This window comes from Polaromonas sp. P2_G11, assembly GCF_056403595.1.
The window spans coordinates 247,345-259,819 of sequence record NZ_JBFUFE010000003.1 but is presented as its reverse complement, the minus strand read 5'-3'; the positions used below and the strand labels follow the sequence as shown (position 1 = coordinate 259,819).

General features: G+C 60.9%; 15 protein-coding genes. 7 read left to right on the top strand and 8 right to left on the bottom strand.

Features of this window, described 5'->3' with window-relative positions:
• The first annotated feature begins 59 nt into the window (after window positions 1-59).
• The 6 genes from AC1DWQ_RS11950 to AC1DWQ_RS11925 all read left to right on the top strand — a co-directional run bounded on the left by AC1DWQ_RS11950 (window position 60) and on the right by AC1DWQ_RS11925 (window position 4,159).
• Window positions 60-1,280, top strand: coding sequence for a type II secretion system F family protein (locus tag AC1DWQ_RS11950; protein WP_477669835.1), 1,221 nt, complete (start codon window positions 60-62; stop codon window positions 1,278-1,280).
• Between the two features lie 11 nt (window positions 1,281-1,291).
• Window positions 1,292-2,131, top strand: a complete 840-nt coding sequence (locus AC1DWQ_RS11945; protein ID WP_477669834.1) for a prepilin peptidase — start codon at window positions 1,292-1,294, stop codon at window positions 2,129-2,131.
• 4 nt (window positions 2,132-2,135) lie between these two features.
• On the top strand, window positions 2,136-2,747 hold the full coding sequence (gene coaE, locus AC1DWQ_RS11940; protein WP_477669833.1) for a dephospho-CoA kinase: 612 nt from the start codon (window positions 2,136-2,138) through the stop codon (window positions 2,745-2,747).
• A 45-nt stretch (window positions 2,748-2,792) separates the two neighbouring features.
• Complete coding sequence (gene zapD, locus AC1DWQ_RS11935) at window positions 2,793-3,548, top strand: cell division protein ZapD (RefSeq protein ID WP_457279673.1); 756 nt, start codon at window positions 2,793-2,795, stop codon at window positions 3,546-3,548.
• A gap of 70 nt (window positions 3,549-3,618) precedes the next feature.
• Window positions 3,619-3,825, top strand: a complete 207-nt coding sequence (locus tag AC1DWQ_RS11930) for a DNA gyrase inhibitor YacG (RefSeq protein WP_477670207.1) — start codon at window positions 3,619-3,621, stop codon at window positions 3,823-3,825.
• A 61-nt stretch (window positions 3,826-3,886) separates the two neighbouring features.
• Window positions 3,887-4,159, top strand: a complete 273-nt coding sequence (locus tag AC1DWQ_RS11925) for a hypothetical protein (RefSeq protein ID WP_477669832.1) — start codon at window positions 3,887-3,889, stop codon at window positions 4,157-4,159.
• 45 nt (window positions 4,160-4,204) lie between these two features.
• Here AC1DWQ_RS11925 and grxD read toward each other — a convergent pair whose 3' ends face one another.
• From grxD to hemA, 4 genes are all read right to left on the bottom strand, one after another.
• Window positions 4,205-4,537: a Grx4 family monothiol glutaredoxin gene (gene grxD, locus AC1DWQ_RS11920; protein WP_457279670.1), complete on the bottom strand. Its 333-nt coding sequence runs from the start codon at window positions 4,535-4,537 to the stop codon at window positions 4,205-4,207.
• A gap of 141 nt (window positions 4,538-4,678) precedes the next feature.
• Entirely contained in the window at window positions 4,679-5,536 is an 858-nt protein-coding gene (gene prmC, locus AC1DWQ_RS11915; RefSeq protein ID WP_477669831.1) for a peptide chain release factor N(5)-glutamine methyltransferase, read from the bottom strand.
• 91 nt (window positions 5,537-5,627) lie between these two features.
• On the bottom strand, window positions 5,628-6,749 hold the full coding sequence (prfA, locus tag AC1DWQ_RS11910; protein WP_477669830.1) for a peptide chain release factor 1: 1,122 nt from the start codon (window positions 6,747-6,749) through the stop codon (window positions 5,628-5,630).
• A gap of 107 nt (window positions 6,750-6,856) precedes the next feature.
• Window positions 6,857-8,146: a glutamyl-tRNA reductase gene (gene hemA / locus AC1DWQ_RS11905; protein ID WP_477669829.1), complete on the bottom strand. Its 1,290-nt coding sequence runs from the start codon at window positions 8,144-8,146 to the stop codon at window positions 6,857-6,859.
• Window positions 8,147-8,283: 137 nt separating this feature from the next.
• On the opposite strand from hemA, the gene AC1DWQ_RS11900 reads away from it, so the two are divergent.
• Window positions 8,284-8,574, top strand: a complete 291-nt coding sequence (locus AC1DWQ_RS11900) for a hypothetical protein (protein WP_477669828.1) — start codon at window positions 8,284-8,286, stop codon at window positions 8,572-8,574.
• A 149-nt stretch (window positions 8,575-8,723) separates the two neighbouring features.
• Here AC1DWQ_RS11900 and ugpQ read toward each other — a convergent pair whose 3' ends face one another.
• From ugpQ to ugpA, 4 genes are all read right to left on the bottom strand, one after another.
• The gene (gene ugpQ, locus AC1DWQ_RS11895; protein ID WP_477669827.1) at window positions 8,724-9,479 is read right to left on the bottom strand and encodes a glycerophosphodiester phosphodiesterase; all 756 of its coding nucleotides are present in this window, start codon (window positions 9,477-9,479) and stop codon (window positions 8,724-8,726) included.
• A gap of 42 nt (window positions 9,480-9,521) precedes the next feature.
• The gene (locus tag AC1DWQ_RS11890) at window positions 9,522-10,541 is read right to left on the bottom strand and encodes a sn-glycerol-3-phosphate import ATP-binding protein UgpC (protein ID WP_477669826.1); all 1,020 of its coding nucleotides are present in this window, start codon (window positions 10,539-10,541) and stop codon (window positions 9,522-9,524) included.
• A gap of 62 nt (window positions 10,542-10,603) precedes the next feature.
• Window positions 10,604-11,455, bottom strand: coding sequence for a sn-glycerol-3-phosphate ABC transporter permease UgpE (gene ugpE / locus AC1DWQ_RS11885; RefSeq protein WP_477669825.1), 852 nt, complete (start codon window positions 11,453-11,455; stop codon window positions 10,604-10,606).
• 36 nt (window positions 11,456-11,491) lie between these two features.
• Window positions 11,492-12,373, bottom strand: coding sequence for a sn-glycerol-3-phosphate ABC transporter permease UgpA (gene ugpA, locus AC1DWQ_RS11880; RefSeq protein WP_477669824.1), 882 nt, complete (start codon window positions 12,371-12,373; stop codon window positions 11,492-11,494).
• Window positions 12,374-12,475 lie beyond the last annotated feature (102 nt).

Below are 12,475 nucleotides of genomic sequence, written 5' to 3'. Positions count from 1 at the left end.
ATTAATCGGCGTCTGTAGCGAAAGGTGGCTTGGGCCATCGATAAAACGAGAAAACCATCATGGCAACTGCAGCATCTGTCAAAGGCGTCAAGGAATTTGTTTTTGAGTGGGAGGGCAAGGACCGCGGCGGCAAACAGGTTCGGGGCGAAACCCGGGCCGCCGGAGAAAACCAGGTCAAGGCTTCCCTGCGCCGCCAAGGCGTTTTGCCCACCAAGATCAAAAAGCGCAGCATGCGCTCCGGCAAGAAGATCAAGCCGAGGGACATCGCCATTTTTACCCGCCAGCTGGCTACCATGATGAAGGCGGGCGTTCCACTTTTGCAGTCGTTTGATATTGTGGGTCGCGGCAATGCGAATGCCAGCGTCACCAAGCTTCTCAACGATGTGCGCACGGACGTGGAAACCGGTACTTCCTTGAGTGCGGCTTTTCGCAAATACCCGATGTATTTCAATGCGCTGTATTGCAATCTGGTCGAGGCCGGTGAAGCTGCAGGTATTCTCGAGTCCCTGTTGGATCGCCTCGCGGTTTACATGGAAAAAACAGAGGCCATCAAGTCGAAAATCAAATCGGCCCTGATGTATCCCATTTCGGTGGTGATTGTGGCCTTTGTGGTGGTCGCGGTGATCATGATTTTTGTGATCCCGGCTTTCAAGGAGGTGTTTAAATCCTTTGGCGCTGACTTGCCAGCACCGACGCTGTTCGTGATCGCCATCAGCGAGTTTTTTGTGGCCTATTGGTGGCTTATTTTTGGCGGAATTGGTGGAGGCCTTTATTTCTTCTTCCAGGCCTGGAAGCGAAATGAAAAGATGCAAAAGTTCATGGACCGGCTGTTGCTCAAGGTACCCGTCTTTGGTTCCCTGATTGAAAAGTCGTGCATTGCCCGATGGACCCGTACCTTGTCCACCATGTTTGCCGCCGGCGTTCCATTGGTTGAAGCACTGGATTCCGTGGGCGGAGCGTCGGGCAATTCCCTCTATGCCGATGCCACCGAGAAAATCCAGCAGGAGGTCTCCACGGGCACCAGCCTGACGGCTGCGATGGGCAATGCGAATCTGTTCCCGACCATGGTGTTGCAGATGTGCGCCATCGGTGAGGAATCCGGCTCCGTCGATCACATGCTCGGTAAGGCCGCCGACTTTTATGAAGCGGAAGTCGACGAGATGGTGGCCGGCCTTTCGAGTCTGATGGAGCCCATCATCATCGTGTTTTTGGGTACCCTTATTGGCGGCATCGTGGTATCGATGTACCTGCCCATTTTCAAGCTGGGTCAAGTCGTTTGATGGGGACGGGTATGGGCCCGGCGTTTGATGCGTCGCTGGCCGGCATCCTGGGCCTGCTGATTGGCAGTTTCCTGAATGTTGTGATTTACCGCCTCCCCAAAATGATGGAGCGGCAATGGGCGCAGGAATGCGCGGAGCTGGCCGGGCAGCCAGCAGAGCCTTCCGACAAGTTCAATCTGGTGGTGCCGCGCTCACGCTGCTCCAGTTGCGGCCATGCCATCCGCTGGTACGAGAACATTCCGGTAGTCAGTTACGTGTTCCTGCGAGGCAAGTGTTCGGTATGCGGCTCGCCCTACGGTATGCGCTACCCCGTCGTGGAGGCAGTGACGGGCGCCTTGTTCTTCTTTTGTGTGTGGCGTTGGGGCTGGTCGCTGACTGCGCTGGGCTGGTGCGGCTTTTCCGCCGCACTGCTGGCCCTGGCGATGATCGACTGGGATACCACGCTTCTGCCGGACGATATCACCTTGCCTTTGCTGTGGGCCGGCCTGATCGTCGCCGCCCTGCAGTGGAACCCTTCGGTTAGCCTGCCAACGGCCTTATGGGGTGCCGTCGCTGGCTACCTGTCTCTGTGGCTGGTGTACTGGGCCTTCAAGCTGGCCACCGGCAAGGAAGGCATGGGCTATGGCGACTTCAAGCTTTTCGCCGCACTCGGTGCCTGGTTCGGCTGGCCTGCGCTGGTTCCCATGATCCTGATGGCTTCGGTGATTGGTGCTGTCATAGGTATTGCGTTGAAGTTCTCCACCGGCTTGCGCGAGGGCGGTTATGTGCCCTTTGGGCCTTTCCTGGCCGGTGCGGGTTTCACGGCCATGATTTTTGGGCCGCAATCCATTTTGCGATTTGTGGGCCTGTGATGCCATGTCCCGTGCAGCCCTGCGTATTGGACTGACCGGTGGCATAGGCAGCGGTAAAAGCACGATTGCCGGTATTCTGGTTGCCCACGGCGCGGCGTTGGTGGATGCTGATGCCATTTCCCGTGCGGTCACGGCAGCCGGTGGGGCGGCTGTGCCGGAAATTGCAGCGCTGTTCGGCGGAGAACTGATCACCCCCGAAGGAGCCATGCACAGGGAACGGATGCGGCAGCTGGTCTTTGACGACCCATCTGCACGGCGCAGGCTTGAGTCCATCGTGCACCCCTGGGTAAGCCGGGAAACCCTGCATCAATATGAGCAGGCGGTCGCGGGCGGCAGTGCTTGTGTCATTTTTGACGTCCCGTTGCTGGTGGAGTCGGGGCGATGGCGGCAGCAGCTTGACCAGGTTCTGATTGTGGATTGCAGTGAAAAGACCCAGATTGACCGCGTGATGGCCCGAAACGGCTGGCCACGGGAGGTGGTGGAGAAAATCATGGCTGGCCAGGCAAGCCGCGCGCAGCGCCTGTCTGCGGCTGACATATGCCTCTATAACGATGGCTTGTCTCTGGCGAGCCTGGAAGCCCTGGTCCGACAGCTTGCCTGGCGCTTCGGGCTATGATGCGCAAACAAACCTCCTCATTTAAAGCCGACGAAATCTAGCGCTGTGATCCTTTACGAGTATCCTTTTCACGAACGCATACGCACTTATCTGCGACTTGAACACCTGTTTCGCCGTCTCGGTGAATTGGTGGAGCGTGAGAGCCCGACGGATCATCATTACGCGATCACGACCATTTTTGAAATCATGGATGTCGGCGCGCGTGCCGACCTGAAGACCGATGTGCTCAAGGACCTTGAGAAACAAAAACATGTCCTCAACGGCTACCGCGGCAACCCGGCCATTTCCGAAGCCGTTCTGGACGAGGTGACCGGCCAGCTTGAGGGCTGTTTTTCCGCCTTGAACAACCTGCCGGGCAAAGCCGGTCATTCCCTGACGGAGAACGACTGGCTGATGAGCATTCGCAGCCGTGTCGGCATCCCGGGCGGGACCTGTGAGTTTGATTTGCCGGCCTACTATGCGTGGCAGCACCTTGACACCGAAACACGCCAGCAAGACCTGCAGCGCTGGATCACGCCGCTGGTGCCGCTGGCCGAATCCATACGTGTACTGCTAACGCTGTTGCGTGACTCCGGGGCGCCTCAAAAAGTGGTGGCGCCCGGCGGGCAATACCAGCAGACGTTGCCGCAGGGGCGCACCTTTCAGCTGTTGCGCCTGCGGATAGACCCGGCTCTGGGGTTGATTCCCGAAATCAGCGGTAACCGGCTGATTGTGTCGGTGCGCCTCATGCGCCACGGCAGTGACGACCGGCTGCACGCCAGCACCGAAGATTCTGCGTTTGAGCTGACGCTTTGCTCCTGATTTCAGGACTTGCTGCCTCATCGCCATCACACCCGATTGATCCCCAGACCTGTCTACAAACATGCCTGCGATGAAGAAAGATTCTCCGCCTCTCAAACGGGTCATATGTCCTGGCTGCGGCGGTGAAAGCATTTACGCACCCAGCAACCCTTTTCGCCCATTTTGCAGCGAGCGTTGCAAGAACATAGACTTGGGCGCCTGGGCCAGCGAAGGGTTCCGCCTGCCGGCGGATGTGCCACCGGATGATGAACAATTTGGAGACCCCAAGCTGCAATAAAGCTTGAGGCGAAACGCGGTGTCACCTGCGTTTGCGAAAGAATAAAAAGGGAGGAAAAAGTATGAACAGGAATTTTTGCAATGCGCTGGCTGCCGTTTTGGCCATGGCGCTGCTGGGCGGTAATGTGCAGGCTCAATCGGCCCAGGATGGGGTAAAGCCCGCCAAGGCCAAAAAAACCAGGAAGACCGCCGCTCAATCCGGTGCGGTAAATTCAGGCGGCAAAGTCAAATTCATCTCAGGGTCCGGCGAGACAGCCGGCCAGCGCGATGTCCGGCTCAAACGCGAATGCAAGGGCGCGGTAGATGCAGGCGCCTGCGCGGGCTACACGCGCTGATCCATCGATGGCGCCGGTGCGAAGCCGGCACAACGCCTGCAATGCTCAGTTGGTGGTGGGGGTTCCCAGCACCTGTTGCAGCTCGCCGTTCTGGTACATCTCCATCATGATGTCCGAGCCGCCGATGAATTCGCCTTTCACGTAGAGCTGTGGAATAGTTGGCCAGTTGCTGAACTCCTTGATGCCGTGGCGGATTTCCTCATCTTCCAGCACGTTCACGGTGGCGGGCTTGTTCACGCCGCAGGCCTTCAGCACCTGGATGGCACGGCCGGAAAAACCGCACATCGGGAATTGGGCCGTGCCTTTCATGAAAAGGACCACATCGCTCGATTTGACGATTTCGGCGATGCGTTGCTGGGTAGGGTCTGTAGTGCTCATGGTGAATCCTTTTGGGGTGTGGGCCGAAGCGCCCGTGCCGGGCCGAAAAATGCGCTTCGGCGAGGCTGTTTCAAACACATGGAATCTGGAAACCAGAATTCAACCTGCCGATTATCCTGCCGTTTGATTTCCCGTGTGGATTCATCGTTCGCCCGGCCACAGCCCGCCAGAGCAGCGTTCAATGCCCGCCAGGTCCCGCCGGCTCTGAACCTGTACAAAGCCCTCCTGCGCCAGCAGTGACCGCGCGGCTTCAGCCTGGTCGTAGCCATGCTCCAGCAGCAGCCAGCCGCCTGGCAGCAGGCTGGCGGGCGCCTCCCGGGTGATCTCCCGGATGTCCTCCAGCCCGTCCGGGCCGGCGGTCAAGGCTGCCAGGGGCTCGTGAACCAGGGCAGCCAGATGTGGGTCAGCGCTGGCAATGTAGGGCGGGTTGCTCACGATCAGGTGAAGGTGCCCGCTGACTTCCCGCAGCCAGTGACTTTGAATGAAATCGATATCCAGGTTCAGGCGGGCCGCATTGCCTCTGGCGACATCGAGTGAGTATGCACTCACATCTACGGCTGTCACGCGGCCCTGACGGCCGGTTGTCTGCAGGCTGTGGGCAATGGCCAGGGCAATGGCCCCGCTGCCGGTGCCAAGGTCCAGAATTCCCGGCTCTGGCGGCGTGCCGGGGGCCTGCAGCAGCTCAAGCGCCCAGCTCACCAGCGTTTCGGTGTCGGGGCGCGGCACCAGCACACGGGCATCCACCTGAAGCGTCAGGCCGAAAAACTCCTTGCTGCCTACGATGTAAGCCAGCGGTTCTCCGCTGGCGCGGCGCAGGCACAGCGCCTGGAAACGCTGCGCGACATCTTCTGCCAGTTCGTCCGTATCGTGGGCCAGCAGCCAGGCGCGGGCATGCTCCGGTTTGCCCAGCGCATGCAGCAATAACAACTGGGCATCCAGGCGGTCCAGCCCCAATGCCTGAGCGGCAGCCAGGGCTTGCGCGCAGGTAAGTCCGCTCAACTGAACCTCCTTGAAGTGCTATGAAAATAGTAGCTGCTTGCGCACATCCTGATTGGGCTAGAGGCCTTTTTTGTTATTCAACTTCTGATGTTCAGGCGCCATTGTTGGCGGTCTCGAGCTCCGCCAGCAGCTCGGCGCCGCGCGCCACCTGCAGGGCCGTGACCACATCGCCCAGGTCGCCTTCCATGATGGCCAGGAGCTTGTACAGCGTCAGGTTGATGCGGTGGTCGGTCAGCCGCCCCTGCGGGAAGTTGTAGGTGCGGATGCGGTCGCTGCGGTCGCCCGTGCCCACCAGCCCCTTGCGCAGGGCTGCGTCCTTGGCGGCGCGCTCGGAGCGGTCTTTTTCGTGGATGCGTGCGGTGAGTACCTTGAGCGCCTGGGCCTTATTGCTGTGCTGGCTTCGCCCTTCCTGGCATTCCGCGACGATACCGGTCGGGATGTGCGTGATGCGCACGGCCGAATCCGTCTTGTTGATGTGCTGGCCGCCGGCGCCGCTGGCGCGGTAGGTATCGATGCGCAGGTCGGCTGGGTTGATCTGGATGGCCACGGCTTCGTCGGGCTCCGGCATCACGGCCACCGTGCAGGCGCTGGTATGGATGCGGCCTTGCGTTTCAGTGGCGGGAACGCGCTGCACACGGTGACCGCCCGACTCAAAGCGCAGCTTGCCATACACGCCGACGCCCAGGGAATCCGTGGCGCCGTCAATGCGCAGCACGACTTCCTTGTAGCCACCCAGTTCGCTGGAGGATTCACTGATGATTTCCACTTGCCAGCGGTTGCGTTCGGCAAAGCGGGTGTACATGCGGAACAGGTCACCTGCAAACAGCGCCGATTCATCCCCCCCGGTGCCGGCCCGGATTTCGATGAAAGCCGCGCGCGCGTCGTCCGGGTCCTTCGGAATCAGCATCAGCTGCAGGGCCTCGTCGATCTGCGCGATATCGGCTTTGGCCGCGGCGATTTCTTCCTCCGCCATCGCAGCCATTTCCGGGTCATCTTTGGCTTCAGCCAGCATGCCTTCAGCACTGCTGAGGTCGGCCTCGCGACTGGTGAGCCGCAAGTACTGGTCGGCGATCACGCTGGCTTCGGCGTGCTCCCGGGTCAGCGAACGGAAGCGGTCCAGGTCGCTGACCACGTCGCTGGCAGACAGCAATGCGTCCAGCTCGTGCAGCCGCAGCAGCTGGCGGTCCAGGGTTTGGCGAAGAAAAGGTTTCATGGAAATGGAGGACTGGAAAAAGGGGGCCAGAAGGCCGTCAACAACGACGCTCCGCCAGCGGAGCCACCGGCTTGCGCCGGCACAGGAAGTCAGTGCGTTGGCGGCCGCTAACGCTCTTTGTCGTCGGACTGGATTTTGGGCAGCTGGCCGCGCAAAAACAGCCTGGATACGGTCTGTGCCGTGGCTTCGCGGCTGTTGGCGTCGCCCGCATGCAGCTCGGCCAGCGCGCCGTGCAGCATTTTCTGGGTGAGGCCGCGGGTCAGTGCGTCCAGCACCGTGTCGATGGGCTCGCCCCGGGCCAGCAGCTTTTTTGCTCGCACGATTTCGGCAGCGCGCCACTCGTCGGTCTGCGCATTGAGCTGCTGGATCAGCGGCACGCTGCGGCGCTGGCCCAGCCAGTGCATGAAGTTCTGCACACCGGCGTCGATGATGACCTCGGCCTGCGCCACGGCGGCCTTGCGGTTGTCCTTGCCGGTCTGCACCACGTGGGCCAGGTCGTCCACCGTGTAGAGGTAGATGTCGGGCAGCGCCTTGACTTCGGGTTCGATGTCGCGCGGCACGGCCAGGTCGACCATGAACATCGGGCGATGTTTGCGCAGCTTGACGGCGCGCTCGACCGCGCCCAGGCCGATGATGGGCAGCGTGCTGGCGGTGCAGCTGATCACGGCGTCGAACTCATGCAGGCGGCTGGGCAAATCGGCCAGGCGCATCACCTCGGCGCCGAAGCGGCCGGCCAGCTTCTCGCCGCGCTCCAGCGTGCGGTTGGCGATTGCCATGGCTTTGGGGTTTTTGGCGGCAAAGTGGGTGGCCGCCAGGTCGATCATCTCGCCGGCGCCGACAAACAGCACTTTGATGTCGCTCAAATCTTCAAACAGCTGGCCGGCCAGCCGCACGCTGGCCGCTGCCATGCTGATGCTGTGCGCGCCGATTTCGGTGCTGCTGCGCACTTCCTTGGCCACGGCAAAGGAGCGCTGAAAGAGCTGGTGCAGGGTGGTGCCCATGGCGCCTGCGTCTTCGGCGGCGCGCACGGCGTCTTTCATCTGGCCCAGAATTTGCGGTTCGCCCAGCACCATGGAATCGAGCCCGCTGGCCACGCGAAACGCATGACGGGCCGCTGCATCGTCGTGCAGGGTATAGGCATGTGAGCGCAGCAGGGCGGGCGAGACGCCGCCGTTGTGTGCCAGCCAGTCCAGCGTGTGGTCCAGGTCGTTCTTTTCGCCAGCGCAGTAGATTTCAGTGCGATTGCAGGTAGAGAGCAGCGTGGCCTCGGGCTGGCGGGCCAGGGACTCGCGCAAACCGCGCAAAGTGGGCTCGACCTGGTCCAGGGCGTAGGCGAACCGGCCGCGCAAATCGAGCGGTGCGGTGTTGTGGTTTAGCCCAAGGGCCCAGACTGACATCCTTCGATTATAAAATTGAAGCGGTCAGGCCGGTACAAAGGCCGGACAATCGCCCTGATAGTCCTTTTTTTGGCCGTTTTGAAGCTTGTTCTGGATCTGCTCTGAAGCCAGGCGAGTTTTTAACTACCCCTACGCGCATGACCTTTTACCTGCTGGCCAATCACCTGCTCAATCTTGTCCTGCCGGCCGCCGCGGTGGCCCTGCTGCTGGTGTTGGCAACTCAGCTTATGGGTGGATTATTTAGATCAAAAATGCCTTTAGCCCAGACCTGGTATGCGCAAGCAGCTATTGTTTTTGTAGTAAACGTGGTGGTGCTGGTGGCCGGGCTGGTGTTCTTCGGCCATGACGGGAAGATGCTGACGTATGCCGCCATGGTGGTCGGCGCGGCCGTCTGCCAGTGGGTTTTGCTGGGCGCCTGGCGGGCCTGAAGGGGCTTGTAAATCCAATGGCCGGGCGCATGGCTGCGTTGCGCGGTGCTCGGAATCCTCATGCACCCAAGTGCATTCCGGTGTCCTGCGCTCCGTGCGCCTTGCCCTGCATCCGGTAATTGAATTTCTAAAGTCCCTTCGAATACCGACTACAAATCGGGCTTGAAGACGTTCACTGCGTCCGTGATGATGCCGTCGGTGCCCAGGGCCAGCAGCCGCTGCACGTTCGCTTCGTCATTCACCGTATAGCTCAGCAACTTGAACCCGGCTTTTTTGGCCTGGGCCACCGTATCGGCGTTCCAGAGCTTGTGGTTGCAGACGATGGCCACGCAGTCCAGGCCGGTCGCCGTTTCCAGCCAGTTGGCCGGGAGTTGGTCGAGCAGCAGGCCGCGTGGCAACTGCGGCTGGGCGCGCCTGGCCGCCTCAAGGGACAGCGGCTGGAAGGACGTCAGCAGTGGGGGAATGGCTTGGTCCTGCCACAGCCGGGCCGCTTCGTTGGCCACCACAGTGCCGGTGTGACTCTCGATGCCCGGTGTGGGCTTGATCTCGATATTGAGGAAGTAGCCCTTGTCCAGGCAAAAGCGGGCGATGCGCTCAAAGCTGGCGAGGCCCTCCGCGGCAAACGCCGGGGAATGCCAGCCGCCGGCGTCAAGCTTGGCCAGCGCCTCCCAGCTCAACTCGCCAGCCACACCTTTGCCGTTGCTGGTGCGCTCCAGCGTGGCGTCGTGCAGCAAAAAGGGAACGTCGTCGGCGCTCAGTTTCACGTCGCACTCGAACATGCGGTAGCCATGGCTGGCGCCCAGCATGAAGGAGGCCAGGGTGTTTTCGGGCGCCAGCTTGCCGGCGCCGCGATGCGCTACCCAGCGCGGGTAGGGCCAGTTGGCAGCTGATACGGGGTTTGTCATGGGTGTGCTCAGGACCTGTGGAGACGAGACGAAAGCCGGAAATTAGATCCGTTTGCCCGTTTCCGAGTCAAACCAGTGCAGGCGATCTGCGCGCGGCGTGACATGGATGGTCGCGCCGATCTCGGGCGCGATTGACAGGCTTTCGTCGGTGCGCACGATGATGGCTTCGCTGCCCATGCGGCAGTACAGCAGGCGCTCGGCGCCCAGCATTTCAATCGTGTCGACCTGCACGGGCCAACCCGTGGTGCCCACCGTCAAGTGTTCAGGCCGTATGCCCAGAATGGCGCCGGGCTTGCCGCCGAAATCGGTGTTCGGCGCCTGCTTGAGCAAATTCATGGGCGGCGAGCCCATGAAGCTGGCCACAAAGGTGGTAGCCGGCCGGTTGTAAACCTCTTCGGGCGTGCCGAACTGCTCCATGCGGCCGGCGTTCATCACCATCATGCGCTGGGCCAGTGTCATGGCCTCGACCTGGTCGTGGGTGACGAAAAGCGAGGTGATGCCGAGTTCGCGGTGCAACTTCTGGATCTCCAGGCGGGTCTGCACGCGCAGCTTGGCGTCCAGATTGGACAGCGGCTCGTCAAACAAAAACACCTGTGGCTGGCGCACGATGGCGCGGCCCATGGCCACGCGCTGGCGCTGCCCGCCCGAGAGCGCGCGGGGCTTGCGGTCCAGCAGGTGGCCCAGCTCGAGGATCTTGGCGGCCTTGTCGACGCGCGTCTTGATTTCGTCCTTGGGCACTTTGGCGATCTTCAGGCCGTAAGCCATGTTGTCGAACACGCTCATGTGCGGGTAAAGCGCGTAGTTCTGGAACACCATGGCGATGTCCCGCTCCGAAGGCTCCAGCTCGTTGACGACCTTGCCGCCGATGGAGATTTGCCCGTCGCTGACTTCTTCCAGCCCGGCCACCATGCGCAGCAGGGTGGACTTGCCGCAGCCAGAGGGCCCGACGATGACGATGAACTCGTGGTCATTGATCTCGGCGTTCACGCCGTGCAAAACCTGCAGCATGTCTTTGCCGGAGCCGTAGCGCTTGATGATGTTGTTGAATGAGAGGGATGCCATGTCTGTATTTCCGTTGTGTCTTGGTTGTTCTTGGCAGTCTGGGCCGCTCTGGGCTGCAGCTGTTATTTCTCGGTGTCGACCAGGCCCTTGACGAACCATTTCTGCATCAGCACCACCACCAGGGCGGGCGGCAGCATCGCCAGAATCGCGGTGGCCATGACCACATTCCATTCGTTCTGGCCGTCGCCGCCGGCGATCATGCGCTTGATGCCAACGACCACCGGGTACATGTCTTCACTGGTCGTGGCCAGCAGCGGCCAGAGGTACTGGTTCCAGCCGTAGATGAACTGGATGACAAAGAGCGCCGCGATGGAGGTCTTCGACAGCGGAAGCAGCACGTCAAAGAAAAAACGCATGGGGCTGGCGCCGTCCATGCGCGATGCTTCGGTCAGTTCTTCTGGCACCGTCAGGAAAAACTGGCGGAACAAAAAGGTTGCCGTGGCCGAGGCAATCAGCGGCACCGTGAGGCCTGCATACGTGTTGAGCATGTTCAAGTCCGACAGCACCTTGTAGGTGGGCAGAATGCGCACCTCCACCGGCAGCATCAGCGTCACGAAGATGGCCCAGAAGCAGGTCTTCTTGAACGGAAAGCGGAAGTACACGATGGCAAATGCCGACAGCAGCGAGATGGTGATCTTGCCGATGGCGATCACCATCGCCGTGACGAAGCTGACCCACATCATGTGCGCCACGGGTGCGTTGGAGCCGGCTGCGGATTCACGCCCGAACAGCGCGGCCTTGTAGCTGTCGAGCATGTTGGTGCCCGGCAGCATCGGCATGGGCGCCTGCACGATTTCCTGCGCCGTGTGGGTCGAGGCCACAAAGGCCAGGTAGAGGGGGAAGGCGACGATGAAGACGCCCAATATCACGATCACATGCGCGAGGATGCCATGCGTGCCGCGTTTTTCAACCATGATGGGCTCCCGTCGTATTTTTTGTTATCGTTTTCATCAGTATTGAACCTTTTTCTCGACGTAGCGGAACTGGATGACGGTGAGCGCCACCACGATCACCATCAGCACGACCGACTGCGCAGCCGAGCCGCCCAGGTCCATGGCCTTGAAGCCGTCGTAATACACCTTGTAGACCAGGATGGCTGTGTCCTTGCCTGGCCCGCCCTGCGTGGCGGCGTCGACGATGGCAAACGTGTCGAAGAAGGCATAGACCACGTTGATCACCAGCAGGAAGAAGGTGGTGGGCGACAGCAGCGGGAACTGGATGGTCCAGAAGCGGCGCCAGGGTCGGGCACCGTCAATCGCAGCGGCCTCGATCAGCGATTTCGGTATGGACTGCAGGCCCGCCAGAAAAAACAGGAAGTTATAAGAAATCTGCTTCCACACCGAGGCCATCACGATCAGCGTCATGGCATGGCCGGAGTCGAGCAGATGATTCCAGTTGATGCCTATCTTGCCCAGCGCGTAGGCGACCACGCCCAGCGAGGGAGAAAACATGAACACCCACAGCACGGCCGCCACAGCCGGGGCAACCGCGTAGGGCAACACGAGCATGGTTTTGTAGAACATGCCGCCGCGCACGATGCGGTCGGCAAACACCGCCAGCAACAGTGACAGGCTGATGCCGATGCCGGCCACCATCACTGAGAAAAACGCGGTCGTCTTGAACGACTCCACATAGCTCGGGTCGTCCAGCAATTGCCGAAAATTGGCCAGGCCGACGAATTCGATGGAGGTGCCGAAAGGGTCTTGCTGTTGCAGCGACTGCAGAAGCGCCTGCGCCGCTGGCCAGAAGAAGAACACCAAAATGACCGCCATTTGCGGCAGCAGCAGCAACCAGGGCAGCCAGCTGGATCGGAAGACAACGCGTTTTTCCATAGGGCCTTCGGTGGGCAAAAACCTGTGAGTGCTAAAACATAAAAACCCGCCTGGCCTTCCCCGATGAGGGGGAGAGGGCGCAGCGGGCCGAGTTTAGCCCGC

Coding starts and splice junctions, on each gene's coding strand:
- ugpE (WP_477669825.1), bottom strand. CDS start 11,455: ATGGTTGAAAAACGCGGCACGCATGGCATCCTCGCGCATGTGATCGTG.
- AC1DWQ_RS11900 (WP_477669828.1), top strand. CDS start 8,284: ATGACCTTTTACCTGCTGGCCAATCACCTGCTCAATCTTGTCCTGCCG.
- grxD (WP_457279670.1), bottom strand. CDS start 4,537: ATGAGCACTACAGACCCTACCCAGCAACGCATCGCCGAAATCGTCAAA.
- AC1DWQ_RS11945 (WP_477669834.1), top strand. CDS start 1,292: ATGGGCCCGGCGTTTGATGCGTCGCTGGCCGGCATCCTGGGCCTGCTG.
- AC1DWQ_RS11890 (WP_477669826.1), bottom strand. CDS start 10,541: ATGGCATCCCTCTCATTCAACAACATCATCAAGCGCTACGGCTCCGGC.
- AC1DWQ_RS11925 (WP_477669832.1), top strand. CDS start 3,887: ATGAACAGGAATTTTTGCAATGCGCTGGCTGCCGTTTTGGCCATGGCG.
- prfA (WP_477669830.1), bottom strand. CDS start 6,749: ATGAAACCTTTTCTTCGCCAAACCCTGGACCGCCAGCTGCTGCGGCTG.
- ugpQ (WP_477669827.1), bottom strand. CDS start 9,479: ATGACAAACCCCGTATCAGCTGCCAACTGGCCCTACCCGCGCTGGGTA.
- hemA (WP_477669829.1), bottom strand. CDS start 8,146: ATGTCAGTCTGGGCCCTTGGGCTAAACCACAACACCGCACCGCTCGAT.
- ugpA (WP_477669824.1), bottom strand. CDS start 12,373: ATGGAAAAACGCGTTGTCTTCCGATCCAGCTGGCTGCCCTGGTTGCTG.
- AC1DWQ_RS11930 (WP_477670207.1), top strand. CDS start 3,619: ATGAAGAAAGATTCTCCGCCTCTCAAACGGGTCATATGTCCTGGCTGC.
- AC1DWQ_RS11950 (WP_477669835.1), top strand. CDS start 60: ATGGCAACTGCAGCATCTGTCAAAGGCGTCAAGGAATTTGTTTTTGAG.
- coaE (WP_477669833.1), top strand. CDS start 2,136: ATGTCCCGTGCAGCCCTGCGTATTGGACTGACCGGTGGCATAGGCAGC.